The 17,315-nt window shown below is 37.6% G+C and carries 14 protein-coding genes; 4 read left to right on the forward strand and 10 right to left on the reverse strand.

What is annotated here, in order from left to right; genetic code table 11:
* Nucleotide 1 precedes the first annotated feature (1 nt).
* From B154_RS0102215 to B154_RS0102230, 4 genes are all read right to left on the reverse strand, one after another.
* The gene (locus B154_RS0102215; protein ID WP_018611514.1) at nt 2-1,048 is read right to left on the reverse strand and encodes a DUF6807 domain-containing protein; all 1,047 of its coding nucleotides are present in this window, start codon (nt 1,046-1,048) and stop codon (nt 2-4) included.
* Nucleotides 1,049-1,225: 177 nt separating this feature from the next.
* Nucleotides 1,226-2,581 carry a Gfo/Idh/MocA family protein gene (locus B154_RS0102220; RefSeq protein ID WP_018611516.1) on the reverse strand — a complete coding sequence of 452 codons (1,356 nt, stop codon included), beginning with the start codon at nt 2,579-2,581 and terminating at the stop codon, nt 1,226-1,228.
* A 483-nt stretch (nt 2,582-3,064) separates the two neighbouring features.
* Nucleotides 3,065-3,220, reverse strand: coding sequence for a hypothetical protein (locus tag B154_RS32100; RefSeq protein WP_018611517.1), 156 nt, complete (start codon nt 3,218-3,220; stop codon nt 3,065-3,067).
* Nucleotides 3,221-3,271: 51 nt separating this feature from the next.
* Nucleotides 3,272-3,988 carry a hypothetical protein gene (locus B154_RS0102230; protein ID WP_018611519.1) on the reverse strand — a complete coding sequence of 239 codons (717 nt, stop codon included), beginning with the start codon at nt 3,986-3,988 and terminating at the stop codon, nt 3,272-3,274.
* A gap of 287 nt (nt 3,989-4,275) precedes the next feature.
* Here B154_RS0102230 and B154_RS0102235 point away from each other — a divergent pair, with 287 nt between their 5' ends.
* Both B154_RS0102235 and B154_RS0102240 read left to right on the forward strand, forming a co-directional pair.
* On the forward strand, nt 4,276-5,445 hold the full coding sequence (locus tag B154_RS0102235; protein WP_018611521.1) for a DNA adenine methylase: 1,170 nt from the start codon (nt 4,276-4,278) through the stop codon (nt 5,443-5,445).
* A gap of 3 nt (nt 5,446-5,448) precedes the next feature.
* Nucleotides 5,449-6,057, forward strand: a complete 609-nt coding sequence (locus B154_RS0102240; RefSeq protein ID WP_018611523.1) for a hypothetical protein — start codon at nt 5,449-5,451, stop codon at nt 6,055-6,057.
* Between the two features lie 52 nt (nt 6,058-6,109).
* Here B154_RS0102240 and B154_RS0102245 read toward each other — a convergent pair whose 3' ends face one another.
* Entirely contained in the window at nt 6,110-8,338 is a 2,229-nt protein-coding gene (locus tag B154_RS0102245) for a DUF4954 family protein (protein WP_018611525.1), read from the reverse strand.
* A 129-nt stretch (nt 8,339-8,467) separates the two neighbouring features.
* The gene (glmS, locus tag B154_RS0102250) at nt 8,468-10,306 is read right to left on the reverse strand and encodes a glutamine--fructose-6-phosphate transaminase (isomerizing) (protein ID WP_018611528.1); all 1,839 of its coding nucleotides are present in this window, start codon (nt 10,304-10,306) and stop codon (nt 8,468-8,470) included.
* Between the two features lie 82 nt (nt 10,307-10,388).
* On the opposite strand from glmS, the gene B154_RS0102255 reads away from it, so the two are divergent.
* Nucleotides 10,389-10,997, forward strand: a complete 609-nt coding sequence (locus B154_RS0102255; protein ID WP_018611530.1) for a GNAT family N-acetyltransferase — start codon at nt 10,389-10,391, stop codon at nt 10,995-10,997.
* Nucleotides 10,998-11,031: 34 nt separating this feature from the next.
* Here B154_RS0102255 and glpK read toward each other — a convergent pair whose 3' ends face one another.
* From glpK to B154_RS0102270, 3 genes are all read right to left on the reverse strand, one after another.
* On the reverse strand, nt 11,032-12,519 hold the full coding sequence (gene glpK, locus B154_RS0102260; RefSeq protein ID WP_018611531.1) for a glycerol kinase GlpK: 1,488 nt from the start codon (nt 12,517-12,519) through the stop codon (nt 11,032-11,034).
* 11 nt (nt 12,520-12,530) lie between these two features.
* Nucleotides 12,531-14,126, reverse strand: coding sequence for a glycerol-3-phosphate dehydrogenase/oxidase (locus B154_RS0102265; RefSeq protein WP_018611532.1), 1,596 nt, complete (start codon nt 14,124-14,126; stop codon nt 12,531-12,533).
* Between the two features lie 163 nt (nt 14,127-14,289).
* Complete coding sequence (locus tag B154_RS0102270) at nt 14,290-16,347, reverse strand: site-specific recombinase (RefSeq protein ID WP_018611534.1); 2,058 nt, start codon at nt 16,345-16,347, stop codon at nt 14,290-14,292.
* A gap of 283 nt (nt 16,348-16,630) precedes the next feature.
* On the opposite strand from B154_RS0102270, the gene B154_RS0102275 reads away from it, so the two are divergent.
* Nucleotides 16,631-16,921 (forward strand): ATP-dependent Clp protease adaptor ClpS, encoded by a 291-nt coding sequence (locus tag B154_RS0102275; protein ID WP_018611536.1) that lies wholly within the window; start codon nt 16,631-16,633, stop codon nt 16,919-16,921.
* A gap of 79 nt (nt 16,922-17,000) precedes the next feature.
* Here the strand turns inward: B154_RS0102275 and B154_RS0102280 are convergent, their stop codons facing one another.
* A complete protein-coding gene (locus tag B154_RS0102280; protein WP_018611538.1) occupies nt 17,001-17,306 on the reverse strand; it encodes a hypothetical protein in 306 nt (101 codons plus the stop codon).
* Nucleotides 17,307-17,315 lie beyond the last annotated feature (9 nt).

Genomic DNA, 17,315 nt, shown 5'->3' on the forward strand with positions numbered 1-17,315 from the left:
ACTATTCTTTTGCAAACTCCTTTGCCTGTTTATTCAGCTGCTCAGAGGAAATTGTTGTAGCTCCATTTTCTATTAATATGCGGAAACGAAAACTTACAGATTCTCCTTTTTTAAGTGTTAGATTTTTTTCACTTTTTCCATTTGTGAAGATTTTTTCTCCTAAGGGATTCGCAGCAAACAAACCATAACCGCGCGCATGCCAGAAAGTTGGATAATTAGGATTTTTGGGATGATCGATGATAGCAATGCTTACGGAGTCATTTCCCATTTTGCCATAGACTTTGCACCATACTGCCCTTGTGCTCCAGGCATCATTACCTTGTTTGCCCTCACTGGTAATATAATTTCCGTTGGGTATTTTATCTGTTCCGCCTTTTACTACTGTAACATTGCCTTTGTCATCGGTGAATTTTTGATCTTCATTTGTCGGTATTTCAAGAGCATGAGCTAATCTCAACCCAAGCAAACCGTCTTTGGCATCAGTAAAAGTAACAAGAGTATCTGCTTTTAATACAGTTATCCTGTCTATAATTCGCTGATGTTCGTTCCCACTAAATTCAAAACGTGTATTTTCTTGTAAAAGAATATCATTTTTTTGATTTGTCCAGTTGGCGTGATACGATAAAATTCCTTTTGCGCCATTTTTCGTTTCAATAATGCGATCTGTTTTTATCCATCCATACCCGCTTTTTTTCTCTGTGGGAATAGCATAAGAGTTATTCCAGAAATCAAGTCCGTTTACATTTTCAAAATTGAGCCATAAACCAACATGATGTGGATGATCTGTCGGGTCTCCCGGTTGCGGATTAACAGGAAATCCGCGTGTAACAGTAGTGCCGTTAGCTGCATGAATAGGATATAAAACCGGCTTCTCGAGGCTGTCAGGATATAAAAAACTTGTAAAAGGCTTTTGACCAATAAAAATATCTATCTTCTTTTCTTTTTCATTTTTTACCATTTTCACCATTTCATTTTTTTGAGAAAATGATGCAGAAATAGATAAAACAGCAAATAATGCTATAAACAGGCGTTTATAATTTTGACGCATATGGCTTTTAGTTATTTATCCTTAAATAAAAAAATAATTCGCTTTTCTGGACTCTGCTTTCTATTTGTTGAGAAAAGCAGCGTAAAGATGTGAAAGCACAAGTGAGTGACACAACGATGTTGAAAAAAGATTTTAGCTACCTGCTAAATCCTTCTTTTATTAATGTTCTTGCATCAATCAATATTTGAAGGCTTTGCCTCCAACCATAACTTCTTGTGTGTTTTCGTCAAACGAAGATTTTAAACCAGTATGAGCCGCGGCAGTAGTCATTATGTTTGCAATTGAGTGGCTATATCCTGCCTCTACCGGAGCATTAGGTTGTTTTCGGCTGCGAACACACTCCATCCAATTACGAACATGATTTGAGGTTAGGGAATCTCCGCCAGTGTTTGCGGAAGCTACGACCTTTTCAGTGTTGGCTAAACTCATTTCCGGTAAAAGGAAAGGTTGCATATTCATCTCATCGGCAAACTTTTTTGTTAAGCCACCTTTCGGAGAAACCTTATTTGTGTTTAAATTTAATTCTCCTCCTTTAGAGTAATATATCTCCGCAGGATTTTCGTCTCCATTATCCTGCCGGGAGGCAAAAGTCACCTGGAAACCAGTGGAAGGATCGTCCTGGGGACCATAGTCAAACACGGCAGTGATCGTATCCCAGTTACGGCGCCCGTCTTTCCATGCATAAATTCCTCCGTTGGCAACCACACTTCGTGGATGTTTTAAACCGCTAAACCAATGCACCGTATCGATCTGGTGACTCATCCATTGGCCCACAAGGCCTGAAGAATAGGGCCAGAACAAACGATATTCTAAATATTTTCTTGGGTCCCAATCTTCTTTAGGCCTGTTTATCAAAAATCTGTCCCAATCGGTATCTTCCTGCTTTAGCTGCGCAACCAGAGCGGGCCTCCGCCAACGACCGGGTTGATTTACGTTCCATGTTAACTCGACCATTACTATTGGTCCAAACTTGCCTGATTTTATAAACTCGTCTGCTGCGTGATAGTTGGCGCCACTTCTTCTTTGTGAACCAATTTGCACAATTTTGCCTGTTTCCTTAACTGCTTTTAAAGCAGCACGATTATCTTCCATTGTTTCTGCAAATGGCTTTTCTACATATGCGTCGCAACCAGCTTTCACTGCTTGAATGGCATGGGTGGCATGTTGAAAATCGGCTGTACTAATAAAAACTGCATCCGCCAGTTTTTTGTCGTATAGCTCTTCATTGTTACGACAACCGGTAACATCGTGACCCATTTTTTCTTTCCATATAGCAACCCCTTCTTCCCTTCTTTTTTTCCAAATGTCAGATACAGCAACCACATCAAAATTTAGTTCCTTGTAATGATTCATAAAACTAGGAATATGCGAACTGCGGTGCCTGTCAGAAAAACCAATCACTCCTACTCTTACCCTGTCATTTGCACCAATGATTCTATTATAACTTTTGGCGGTCCATCCTGTTTTGGCCACAATAGCTCCGGCTCCTGCCAGAGCCGTTTGCTTAATAAAAAGGCGACGTGTATTTTTCATATTGCAATATTTATTATTATTTATTGTAATTCTTTTATTTCAATACTTAGGAAAGAAAGCCTGCAAGTCTTTGCCACTAGATAGGTTGTACCAACATTGCGTTGTTTGTGCAGATAAAGAAAAGAAAATAAAATAAAAAACCAGCAGACTTTTTAATTTCATGGTACTTGCAATGACAATCATCAGAATAATCCGATAAATCTAAAATAATTTATTGAGCGAAAAAATTATTCTCACTATTACTGATAATCCATTAGATCTAAATAATTGAATAGTACCTCGTTGATAAGTTAAATGAAGCCTTCAAATAGGTAGTAATAAAGAGAACAAAATGGGGGACTAAGATAATTGCAGCAGTTAGGGGCGATAACAACTTTATTAGAACAGCGGAGTAAAAAAGATAAATTGATGGCTTGAGAAATGGTAGACTTTATAATTGTTCCCGCTGAGTGTCAAAGAAATACAGCGGGAACAAAAAGTTTATTAGCTATTGATAGCGTGTTGTTTTGCTTTAGAAAAAGCCTGTGTAAGATGATGCGTATGCAACTCTGGTTCTGTTTTAACTGCTGTTTTTTTTCTATTTAATAAATACGACACGATTCCTGCTGCGGCTAAGGAGAAAAGAATTATTTTTTTCATTTGATATTTTTTCAGTTACTGTAAAAATATTGTGCCGCATTTTGAACCTGCTTAAAGTTTTTTTATTTTATGGTAGGCTTTCAACTTATCATTAATGTAAAACAGCACATCTTCGTTAGAAGGGTGCTGCCTTAACCAGTTGTAATCAGGCGTGTATTTATTCAAAAAGTTTTTTAAGGTGTCTCCTTTCAAACCTGTGTAATATGCAACAATATGCGGAGAAAACCTGGAATCAACATATGCCATTCTTTCTCTTACCTCAAACATCTGCTCATCTCTTTTTCTATACCTGTCTTTCTTGTCAAGAAGTTTATCAAGATTAAAAGTGAGGCCAAAACCTGAGGGGTGATCTGTAGAAAGTGTTTTAACAGGTTTTCCCATGCTTTGTTGAAATGAAGTTCTTCGTTCTATGCTGTCTAACTGGTATTTCGTGTACTTTGTAGTTACTGTTACAGTTGGCAAAACATTTCCTAATGGTGATAAGTAAATGGTAATGGTATCAGTAAAAATATTTGAATAGACGAGTGTGTCGTAATGATAAGATCTTGCAACTGCGTAAATAAAATCATTGGGAGAGGCCTGCAGGCGAAAAAATCCCTTCTCAGTAGTCTGAGCGCTCTTCTTAGCGGTAGCATTTGTAATAGTTCCGTTGGGGATCGCAAAATGAGTAAGACTATCTAAAAGGTAGCCGCTTAATACCCGCGGTTGAGCTTGTATTTTAAAAGATATAAGAGTCACAAAAAGCAATAAAAAAGAGGATTTAAACATAGCTTCCTTTTGTACTTACATCTAAGTTAAGCGTTTAAAATGAATGACTATTTATAATATTAACCATTAAAGCTTTTTAAAATATATTTATAATTTTCTGATCACATTTATTTGTTCCAATTTTTTTGTCACCGGTTAGGTAAGGGACATTAAAAAATAGAGTTTGAAATAGGGGAGCCGGAAGAATCGTGGGAATACAGCTATTAATGCAGGAATCAAAAATTTAAAACAGCTTCTTATTTCCTTACCTAAATTGCATATCTTAAATTACAACAACAGTAACTATAGTGGACGAATTGAATATAACAGAAGTAAAAAAATTGCGGAAAAAAGTAAGACCAGTTATTAAATGGACGGGGGGCAAGTACGACGAGTATTCAATGTTTTCTGAATTTATTCCTGATTTTGAAAGATATTTTGAACCTTTTTTTGGCGGTGGAGGAGTTTTCTTTGCATTGCAACCTTCGACACCGGCGTTTTTAAATGATAAAAGCAAAGACCTCATAAAATTTTATTCGCTTATTCATTCGACATCTTTGCAAAAAGAATTAAATACCTATTCAGATGCATGGGACGAAGCAGGAAAACTGTCAGGCGAATTAAAGCCACTTTTGTTACCAATATTTAAAAAATTTATAAGCGACAAAATTGACGTCAATACTTTAAAAGAAAGCATTAAAAAAATACTGGTCGAAATATGCTTACATGAAAATTACCAGTTATTTAAAAAGTCCTTTATTATCTATCCTGACAAGTTTATAAAGAAGCTGGATGCATCAATTGTCGATAAATTTAAGAGGATTAAAGCAATTTGCGTCAAAGAAAACAGGAGCTTTAATGACAACGAACTAGATGACCATATTGAAACCGGAATAAAAAGCGGTCTTTATTTATTTCTGCGTGAACTTATGAATTTGCAATACGCAGGCAAGCTTAATTTAAATGATGCGAAAACGGCAGCCAATTGGTATTTTATAAGAGAATTCTGTTATGCATCTATGTTTCGTTACAACAGGCAGGGCGGATTTAATATTCCCTACGGGGGTATTGCTTATAACAAAAAGAATTTCCGTTTAAAAGTGGAAAATATTTTTGTAAAAGATATTGTGCAATTATTTGAAAAGGCTAAATTTTATAATCATGATTTTTCTGAATTTCTTTTTAAAACAAAACCCAAAAAAAACGATTTTATTTTTTTAGATCCGCCGTATGACAGCGAGTTCTCTGAATATGATCAGAATTCTTTTACGAAAGATGACCAGGTAAGGCTTAGAGATGTATTGCTGCAAACAGAAGCTAAATGGATGCTGGTTATTAAAGAAACTGATTTTATAAGATCGTTGTACGCTGTACCCCAATGCAGGTTTATTGAATTTGACAAAACATATACTTACAATGTCAGGGGAAGAAATAATCGTGACACAAAACATCTGATCATTGTAAACTACACCATCTAAAGCATGGCTTACATCAAGCTGAGTGATTTTATATTTGACTGCGACAGGTGTCACACACCTTGTGATGGTGTAAGTAAGGGAACTTATATTTTTAAGAATGATGTTTCGCTTTCTGAAAGCTTCGAAGAAATGCTTATTAAGCGAATAAATACAGCAGGAAAATACTCAGCAGCAAAAACTCAGAAAGAAGGTTATCCTGATATTGAAATACAAAACCCTGATCGCAGCATTTATTCTTATTTAGAAGTGAAAGTGCAACAACGAACGTTTATGCAGGTTAAAAAATATCTTCCCCACAGTAATTTAGAACCTTCTGAAACAATTGCACTCAATCTCAGCGACCTGCTCAGATATTTTACAATTCAACAAACCACCGGAACATCTACTGTTATTGTTTGGTTTTTACTAAACCGTTTATGTATTGTTGATAAAGCCTCGTTCAAAGTTTATTTTCAATCTTGTGAAGAGCTGGAACGCATTTATCATTTAGAAAAACAAAAGAGAACTTTTAAGAGAAAATCAGGAGAGGGTGATGTTGTGGATGGAGTACATAAAGGTGTAACTGTCAATTTTCATTTTAGTCTTACAGAACTAAAAGAATGGAAATGGTAAGTTTTTTCCTAGATCCGTTGCGATTCTTTTACCTTCATTAAAATTACAAGAACTAGTAAAGGTTAAATTTTTCTATAATTCCTGTTATTTTCTTTTGATATCTCGCCAATTCTTCATTCTGCTGTTTTATAAAAGAATTGTCTTCAAGCTTGCCGACCACTTCGTCCATTTCTTTTTGATTGTCGTAAGGAATTTTCCTGAAGGGATTCGTATAGTCTTTTGCTCTTGATTGGTAAATGCCTTGTGTCATCCATTCTCTTGTTGCAAGAGCCGCCCGGAGCAGATCTCTAAATGCTACTTTTCCCAATTTCTTAAGGTGTACGCCTGAAACCAATTGAAAGGCTGCCAGTGAATGCGCAAGTTTTTGAGTAGGATACAATTTGGTTTGTTGCGAGTAAAAAGAATGCAACGACTCCCAGGATTTTATTTTGCCTTCCCGAATTCTTTTATTTACCAAGCTGATTTCCGTTAGTGGTATCAGCTGTCCGCCAACATTCAACCATTCGTTTAAAACATGTTTAGTGGAAAGTACATCAAGTAAATTTTCATAGCTCGTAATTCCTTTATTATCTATTAATTGTAGTAATTGGTTTACACCATAAAATGTAATAAGGTCTTTAAAAATATGATAGCTCTTTATTATTTTAATGATCACAACTTTCCGCCTGGTATTTTCAAAACCTTCGGCTAAAATTTCCAAATCATCTATACCGGGGTCTTTTTCTTCAAGCAATTTTTTTCCTTTTGCAATAACTTCATCATCTGTACATTCTCTTGCAGGTTCATTTTTTCTAAAATAAGCTTTTCCTGTACATTTTTGAAATAACTGTATTGACGTTATTATTTCGTTTATACTATCTGGGGCCAGGTAGTCATACTCAAGATTCTGGATCTTTTCTTGCCGCTTGTCGCGGTCTTTGTATTTCCAGCCATTTCTTTCGAGAGCATACATATTGTACATAAACCAATAAGCAGGCATTACAACAAGCCGGTCTCGTGTAACATCATTACTAATTAATGAAAAAGGTATGGGAATATTTAATTCTGCGGGGTAATCACCTTTTGCAATCATAGTGAAGGTTGCAAACTTTGAATTGTGTTTAAGGCTAACGCATAAGCCGGGCCAAAAGCCTCTTCCGGCTATTATCTCTCCATCTGCACCCCGGCTGTTGTGATTAGAACCAATGGTTGCACCTGCAGGAATATTGCTTTGTCCCATTACTGTGGCTGCACATAAAAACGAGTTATTATGATGCTGCTCGTGGGCCGGAAAAATAAGCGTGTTTAAAACTTCGCAGCAAGAAATAGTTGAATTGTTGCCAAGATAAGAGTTGATAAGGCGTGCGCCATATTTTAACTGTGAATGATTTGCCATTACAAAACGAACAGCCTTTACACCATAAAACGCACGGCAGCCAAAACCCATAATTCCATTTACAATTTCGCACCCTTCACCTATCTGAGATGTACCTTCAGGCCCCGAATGTATTGTTAGATTTTTTAGTTTATTAGCTCCTTTCAAGTATGCGTCAGCTCCTATCCAAACGTCTTTTATAATTTTACAATTCTTAATAACGGTTCGATCTCCCACCTTCCCGTAATAGCCTCTTTTCTTATCAAACTTTGATTCAGTAAATTCTTTAAACTTTTGCAAGAGGACTTCATCATCACGAAACTTTGTCCATAAATAAGCGTCTCCTGCCTCCATTCCGTTAAAAGGAATAATCTTTCGCCCACCATTTTCATTGCATACTTCAAGCCATATTCTTACCTCTTCTTCCTCGCCTTCTTTTACAATTCCGTTTCCAAACTTAGCATGATTAGTAGTTACGAGTTCATTTACATTAACGATAATTACTTCGTTACCAATGATATAATGAGACAGGTAAGTTACATTATCAATCACAACATTGTCACCAAAATCGCAGCTTATAATTGTAGAGTTATATAACCCGACAGGAACTTTCAAATCGCTAAATTCCAGGCAAAAAGGTTCCAACTTCCCTATTCTTACAAGTCCAAAAAACTTGCAGTTTTTTACAAGTTCAGGGTTAAAGGCATCAGATACTAAAATCTTATTCCAGTCGTCTGATGTGTTTCTGTTTCTTACCAGCACTTCAATTTCATAAGCAGAAAGCTGGCGGTAATTTATCCCGTTTTTATTCTGCATTTCCCGCAGGTAATATTCATCTTTTCCCTGGGGTAAATAATCAGAGGTAATAAAGCCGTAACCAAGAGAGGAGATACTTCGCTTTCGAATATCATTTATAGCTGTAGGCATAGAATTGATAAGAATTTTTAAAAGGAATTCGATTTATGTTACCAACACCGGTCTCACGAGCGGCCATCGTTGCGTCGCACACTTGTACCGCACAACAAACATTTCAGCAATTTTTTCCAGGTTTTGTAATTATTCTACCGTAACTGACTTTGCAAGATTTCTTGGTTTATCTACATCTAAATCTTTTGCAATGCCAATGTAATAACTTAATAATTGTAATGGAATAACACTTAACAGTGGAGCTAATGCCTCATCTGCATCGGGAACATAAATGACATCATCGGCCATTTCTGAAATTATAGTGTCGCCTTCTGTAACAACAGCAATTACTTTTCCTTTCCTGGCCTTTATTTCCTGTATGTTTGATACAATTTTTTCGTAGTATTTGTCTTTTGTTGCTACAAACACCACGGGCAGATTTTCATCTACCAGGGCTATCGGTCCGTGCTTCATTTCCGCTGCAGGGTAACCTTCTGCATGTATATAAGATATTTCTTTAAGCTTCAGGGCACCCTCTAACGCAACCGGAAAATTGTATCCGCGGCCCAGGTACAAGAAGTCTCTTGCGTCTTTATATTTATTTGCAACAGACTGTACAGCAGCTGCACTTTCCTTTAATATTTGCGCTACTTTATCCGGAATGCTATTTAATTCCGTTAATAAATGCATATACCTTTTGTTATCAATCGAACCTTTTGCATAGCCTATTTTAAAAGCCATCATTGCGAGCACGACCAATTGTCCTGTAAATGCTTTGGTACTGGCCACACCGATTTCAGGTCCTGAGTGTGTATAAGCACCCGCGTCACTCAGTCGGGCTATGCTGCTTCCAACCGCATTTACAACACCAAATATAAAAGCGCCTTTTTCTTTTGCATTTTCGAGCGCTACCAGGGTATCAGCCGTTTCACCGCTCTGAGAAATAGCAATAATTACATCACCTTTATTTATAACAGGATTGCGATACCTAAATTCACTGGCATACTCTACTTCAACGGGAATTCTACACAAGTCTTCAAACAAATATTCTGCAATAAGTCCTGCGTGCCAGCTTGTGCCGCAAGCGACCATTACCATCCGGTGGGCGTTAATAAGTGCAGGCAAATGATTTTCAACACCGCTCATAGTAATCGTACCTGCATTGGCATGTAGCCTGCCTCTTAGACAATCAAAAATAGAGTCTGGCTGGTCATAAATTTCTTTAAGCATGAAATGCTCGTAGCCTCCTTTTTCTATTGCCGCCAACTCCATATCAAGCTTTTGAATAAAAGGAGTCTGCTTTTCATTTCCCAGATTTTTCAGTACCAGCTCATCTGGTTTTACGATGGCAATTTCGTAATCATTTACATATACGACCTCCTTTGTATATTCAATAATCGGGGAGGCATCTGAAGCAAGAAAATGTTCACCCTTACCTATTCCTATTACCAGGGGACTACCTTTTCTTGCAGCGATAATTGTTTCAGGGTCATCCTCATCAACCAGCAAAATACAATACGCTCCTACCACTCTTTTCAACGCTATTCTTAATGCCTGCTCAGTACTACAGTGGTCGTGCAGCTTTATATCTTCTATAAAATTCAGCAGCACCTCTGTATCGGTATCACTCTTAAATTCGTAATCTTTTTTCAGGAGTTCCTGCTTTATCGATGCATAATTTTCTATAATGCCGTTATGTATCATTGCCAGCTTACCACCAGAGCTTCTGTGGGGGTGTGCGTTACGGTCACTGGGCTCACCATGGGTCGCCCACCTGGTATGACCAATAGCTGTATGTGCATGAGTGTCTTTTCCGATAACGGATTCTTCCAGTTCACTTACCTTTCCTTTTTTCTTGTACACTTTTAAAGATGCATTTACCAAGGCAATACCAGAACTATCATAACCGCGGTATTCAAGTCTTTTTAATCCTTTCAATACCACCGGGTAAGCCTCCCGCTTGCCGGTATAACCAACAATTCCACACATAATTATTGATATTTAATACTGCAATATCCTTATTTTTAAGCGATTAATACAAACTGAAAAAGCTAAAAGAGTTTATAGAAAAATGAAGGAAGTTATAGATTTTAATGCTGAATACATACTGGAGAACCAACTTGTTTTGCTTCGTCCGTTGCTACAAAGTGATTTTGAAAATTTGTTGAGATTTAGTGCCAGGGAACCTGAATTATGGAAATACTCATTAGTAACAGCAGCAGGCCACGATAATCTTCGTAATTATTTAGCGATAGCACAAAAGGGAAGAAACGAACAAAAAGAATATCCTTTTATTGTTTTCGATAAAAGGACCAAACAATATGCAGGAAGTACAAGATTTTACGATATTCAGCAAGATTACCAAACGTTGCAACTTGGCTACACATGGTATGGAAAGGAGTTTCATGGTACGGGGCTGAATAAAAATTGCAAGTATTTATTACTGGAATTTGCTTTTGAAAAATTACATATGGAAAGGGTAGAATTCAGGGCAGACAATGAAAATGCCAGAAGCATAGCTGCAATGAAAAGCATTGGCTGTAAAGTAGATGGCATACTAAGAAGTAATATGCCAAAGAGAGAAGGAGGAAGAAGAGATTCGATAGTATTATCAATCTTAAAGGACGAATGGGAAAACGATGTAAAAGAAATGCTAAGAAGGAAAATTGAAGCATTTTAAGCTTTTTCGTCACACCCCATCACGAAAAAGTACCTCACCCTTCTGCCCATGCTTTAGCAGCTTTTACTGCCCTGTGCCATCCTTGAATAAGCAATTCATTGTTAATATTTTCTGCATCAAACTGCCTGTTTAGTTTCCACTGGGTTTCAAGTTCTTCCCTGCTGCTCCAGAATCCGGTCGCCAGTCCGGCAAGGTAGGCAGCTCCCAGGGCAGTAACTTCAGTTATTTCTGGCCTTACAACTGCAGTATTCAATACGTTCGCCTGTATCTGCATCAACAGATCATTTGAGACTGCTCCGCCATCAACTCTCAATTCAAGAATCGTTTCTCCCGAATCTGCCTGCATTGCATTGAGTACATCCATTGTTTGAAAGGCGATGCTTTCCAGCGCAGCATGAGCTATGTGAGCCGCTTTGGTTCCTCTTGTTATTCCAACCATTGTACCACGTGCATGTTGGTCCCAATGGGGTGCGCCCAGACCTGCAAAGGCAGGCACAAGATAAACGCCTCCATTATCACTAACCTCTTTAGCCAGATCTTCTACTGCCGGAGCTGAAGATATAATACCCAGCTCATCTCTTAGCCACTGAACAACCGCTCCGCCGATGAAAATACTTCCCTCAAGAGCGTACATGACTTCATCATTTATCTTCCATGCAACTGTGGTTATTAAATTATTTTTTGAAATTACCGGCTTGTTTCCTGTGTTCATCAGCATAAAACATCCTGTACCGTAAGTATTTTTTACCATTCCTGGCCTGGTGCACATTTGTCCAAATAGAGCTGCCTGCTGGTCTCCGGCTATTCCGGCAATTGGAATTTTATGGGCAAGAATATTACCCGCGGTTTCACCAAAAACCTCACTGGAGGAACGAACCTCTGGCAGCATACTTTCAGGAATATCAAAAAGATCAAGGAGGTCTTTATCCCAAGTGAGCGTATGAATATTAAAAAGCATGGTTCTGGAAGCATTTGTAACATCTGTTATATGCACTGCACCTCCCGTTAAATTCCATACTAGCCAACTATCTACAGTACCAAAAGCCAATGCTCCTTTTTCCGCACTTTCCCGCGCACCTTCTACATTCTTCAGTAACCATTTTATTTTGGTAGCAGAAAAATAAGCATCGATAATTAACCCTGTTTTTTCCTGTATCATTTTGCTGTGGCCAGATTCTTTCAGCTCATCACAATAACCAGCGGTGCGCCGGTCTTGCCAGACAATAGCATTATGAATAGGTTTGCCGGTTCGCCTGTCCCAGACTATAGTAGTTTCTCTCTGGTTGGTAATACCAATGGCAGCCACATCTTTTGGAGTAAGTCCCGCTTTTATCATAGCTTCCGTGGCTACACCTACCTGTGATGACCATATTTCAGTGGGGTCATGCTCTACATGGCCCGGAGAAGGATAATATTGGGTAAACTCCCGTTGGGCAAGAGAAACAATATTGCCGGCCCGATTGAAAAGAATTGCGCGTGAACTTGTAGTTCCCTGGTCTAGCGAAAGGATATAGTTTCCCATTGACGTTTCAATTAATTTTGGTGTAAAATGTAATTTTCTGTTTGCCTGAGGTAATTAGCAGCAACTTTATTAAATTGTATTATTTGGTTGCTTTTCCAATTTTCATCATAATTCAATTCCATTTGCAAAAGTTCTGCTACCCGTGGTGCCGCTTCTATTGCAGCTTTTGCATCAAGAAACAAAATGCGAAGCCTTCTTGCCAAAACATCTTCTACTGTTCTTGCCATTTCAAATCTAACTGCCCATACAACTTCGGCTTCCATATAAGGAAGTGTAGTTATCAATTTTTTCTCGAGAAAAGGCAGCTCCTTTACCAATTCTAATATATTCTTCTCCTTATCGCCATACACATTTAAATGGCTATTTGTATAAATTTCTGTGCTTCCGCATATTTTCAGATTCTTCGTATTGCACTCTACTTTGGGTAATTTACCTACTTCTATAATTTTTTTAACCGTGTCTTCTGCCATTTTTCTATAGGTTGTCCATTTGCCACCTGTGATGGTTACAAGGCCAGAATCACTGACAAAAAGTTTATGACTTCTTGAAATCTCTTTTGTTTTAACTAAATTATCAGCAGGAGCAGCCAAGGGCCGCAACCCTGCAAAAACACTTAAAATATCTTCTTCACCAGGAGGGTGTTTTAAATATTGTTTAATGGTATCCAGAATAAATTTAACCTCCTTATCAAGAGCCTGAGGTTCCATAGAATACTCGTCGATCGGTGTATCAGTTGTTCCAACCAGTATATGTTCCTGCCATGGTATTGCAAATAACACCCTTCCATCTGCTGTTTCCGGAATCATAAGGGCACACTCCCCATTTAAAAATGACCTTTTTATAACAATGTGTATTCCCTGGCTTGGCTTTACCATCGGCTTCTTCTCTGGTACGTCCATCCTGAGAATATTATCTACAAATACTCCGGTAGCGTTAACAACCACTTTCGACAAAAAAGTATATTCTTTTCCTGTTTCTATATCTTTTGCCGTTACTCCTTGTATTCTTCTATCTTTTTTAACTAAGCCCGTTACTTCAAAGTAATTTAAAACAACACCGCCTTGCTCAACACAAGTCTGGGCTAAATTAACAGCAAGCCGCGCATCATCAAACTGGGCATCATAATATTTAACTCCGCCCACAAGTCCTTCAGCCTTGAGTCCTGGAAAAAGTCTGGTAACCTCATCATGGCTAAGAGCTTCTGATTTTCCAAGACTGTAACTGCCTGAAAGCAAATCATACAATTTTAAACCAAAATAATATTTGATTTTGGACAGCAGGGTGTAACAGGGAATGACAAAAGATTGCTTCTTCACAAGATGGGCTGCATTGTGTTGCAAAATTCCTCTCTCGTGTAATGCATCATACACTAACCTTAAATCTCCGTTTGCAAGATACCTTACCCCTCCATGTATCAGCTTTGTACTTCTGCTTGATGTTCCTTTGGCAATATCTGATTGCTCTAATAACAAAGTGGAATAGCCCCTGTTTGCAGCATCCAAAGCAATTCCCAAACCTGATGCACCGCCCCCAATAACAATAACATCCCAGCTTGTTTTGCTTTTAACTTTGTTCAATAAAAAGTCTCTTTGAAATACAGAAGTCATTTTTTGTGTTTTAGCAGTATTTCATGTTATTTATGCAGTACAACTTAGTATAACTTTTGAGATAAAAAAAGGTTTTATCTTTTTTCTTTAAAAAAACAACAAAACGAAAAGTGAAAGCTCCTTTAATATCAATTGAGAACTTAAAAATAGCTCAAAAAGAAATTTAAAGGCTTTTCTTAAATCTAAATTTTCTTTTTACTTCATCGATCTCTCGCGGGTATTTAGGTGGAAAAAAGAAATCTAAAGGAAACTTTATAAAAAACTTTGTAACTACCGTTGCCATTTCCGGGTAATCCCTCAATCGTATATCGCGGCTTTTTACTGCCAAAAGAAAAGCAAGGGCAAAGCTTACAAGAAAATTAAATAATCCTATCAGCAATACACCGGCTAAAACGGTAAGCAGAAAGGTTTTTCCGGGAGCATTTCCTGTGGTATAATAAGCAATAGCTGAGTTACCGGAGGCAATAGTAATGTGCCGTATATCGAAAGGAAAACCAAAAATATGTCCGAAAAAACCTGCCATTCCAAGAAAAAACCCCAGGGCCACATTACCAACTAATGCACCCATGTTGTTTTCAACATACCTTGTTACTTTCTCCAGCTTTTTCGGCCGAAGTGTATTTTTAAATACTGGGTGATTTTTTAAACGCTCTCCTACCCTTCCGTAATTGATCCCGTTCTCTACATAGCCTGCTATTAGTCCACTTAAAAATAAAAAAAAGCCGGTAAAACAGGCATATAAAATCGAAAGGCTTAAGAAAGGATGCTGCTCTTCGAGCATATGAATCGCGGCTTTATTATCAAGCAAATACTGCCCGGTTACATAATGATACAAGGCCGCCAATCCGTAAGCTAATGGAAAAACAATAATGAGATTTCCAAAAAAAGAGGCAAGCTGGCTTCGTGAAGTGCGCGCTATAGTGATGGCGAGTGCGTACATATCCGGCTTTCTGTATTCTTTAAAATAATCGAGATTACTCGCCAGTGCCGAAGCTGTAAAAGCTGGCTGTTTTGTTGCAAGGGTCGTATGCGTCTCGTGCATTACCTGGAAACCGACAGCATAATTTGCACTATATGCGAAACCCAGCCAAAATGGAGGCAAAGGAACCTTTGTTATAAGATTTTTTATTAACGCAGTAAAAGAAACAAAAAAACCACCTCCCATAGCTGATTTCAGCATTGACCAATATTCCTTGCGAGTGGCAGTAATATATTTTTCTCCCCGCGTTCCCCCATGCTCGGTTATCTTAAAAGCAAGAAAAGAGAAGTTTGCACTTAAAAATTCACGAATGCTGTTTTTCTTCTTTTCATAGGTAATCACTCTTATAAAATAGTCGAGAAATCTGTCGGTATTGAAATTATAATCACTATCAAGTACGTCAGTTATTACCATTATCCGCTCCAGGTGCTGCTCAATTCTGATAAGTATATAAGTCTGTGAAAGACTGGTACCATTCTTTCTTCTCAACTCGCTAATGCTATCTATTATTTCTTTGCAATTTTTTATTACATCAACTATTTGTCTTACAGCATTTGAAATATCTTCCCTTGGTGCGTTGCTTTGATACAAAAGAAAATATTTCTGTACCGCCTGATCCAGCAAAAAAAACGGGTACTCCTGGTAGTTAAGGTTTGGGTAATTCCTCATTATTTCCCTTTCCAAACCCAGAGTAACTGTTCTTTGCGCTAAAATATGCAAGGACTCATTTAGCTGCTGCAGTATGCTTTTATTTGTGACACTTACCTGGATGCCTAATACTTCAAAAAAGTTGATCCATAATTTCCGATCAATTTTTTCAACCCATACGTTATCATTTTTCTTATAAAAAACATGGTTAATAACGTACAGGAAATTATTTGGCTCTAAAAGCGGGGGTAATATCCGGTGCTTCACTTTGGTAACCAACTCCTGTAAAACACCCCGCGAACCCAGCATCCCGCTTTGAGTGAGAGCAGGTACAAAATCGCTGTTTAAAAATTGGGACAGCAATGCTTTTCGTAATGAAAACAACGCTTTTTTATCGTTTTGTAACTGGTAAAAGAGCGCTTTGAATTTAAGCTCTGCTTCTTTATAATTTTTTTGACGGACCGGCCGTATTTCCTTTACCAGTTGAACCAGGTACTCTAGTCCGTGATAAATACTGTCGATCTTTATGACAGGGACCTCAGCCTCCGGCTTTTCAATCTCTTCATGTTTTTCAGCCCTGTTAAATAATCCCATAGAATAGAGGTTTAAGCTTTCTAAACGGTTCAGGAAGCCGGATAAAACCTGTTATTTATAATACTAAAATTTGTTTTTGGATAAATGATGGAAGCTGTTGAACTGATTTTAGTATAGCCTTTCCAATAGCTACTGCAACTTCTTCCATTCACATATCCTTCTATCTTCCGGCTTTATGGCAAAACTATAATTAAAAAATTTAAACGCTCTATACAAAAAATTTTATAAAAGCCCGCCCGATTTCCTAAATGTATTAGGAATAACTTTGCAAAAAAGTGATGATATGATTCCAGGAAGAGAAACATTGGAGGAAACAGTTACAGACGTACTTACAAGCTTTGAAAAAACATATCATATAATTGTGTGGAATGATGAGGTAAATACGTTTGAATGGGTGATAGAAACACTTATTGAAGTTTGTGGACATACGGAGGAGCAAGCCGAACAATGTGCTATGTTAATTCATACACGAGGAAAATATGCCGTAAAAAATGGCAGTTATGAGGACTTGAAACCTCAATGCGATGCCATTACAGATCGGGGTATTGGTGCTACTATAGAAGAAATGGCATGATAACAAACTGCGTAATTTGTTAAATTAATACAGTGGTCATCAATACAGAAAATGTCAATAATGGAAAATTAGAATTGAATCAATTCATCTGTAAAGAAGGCAAGCGATAGGTTTGTCCGTTATATACAAACAGTTCATCAATTTCAATAGTCCAATACTTATATAAGGGAGCCTTTTCAAGGTATTTTTGCACTTCAGCTTTTGTTTCACAAATCATTATTATCCATGTTCGGTAACTTTCCATACTAACCGCATAGGAATCAATAGTACTTTTATTAATAAGATAGCTTATATAGGTTCGGTGAGCAGGAACCAAAGCCATAAATTCCTCATCCATAAAAAAATTTATGGTGACAATAAATCTTTTAAGGCCAGATTTCTCCATTTAGTATTT

Origin of the sequence: Segetibacter koreensis DSM 18137 (assembly GCF_000374045.1) — a bacterium.
GTDB classification, from domain to species: domain Bacteria; phylum Bacteroidota; class Bacteroidia; order Chitinophagales; family Chitinophagaceae; genus Segetibacter; species Segetibacter koreensis.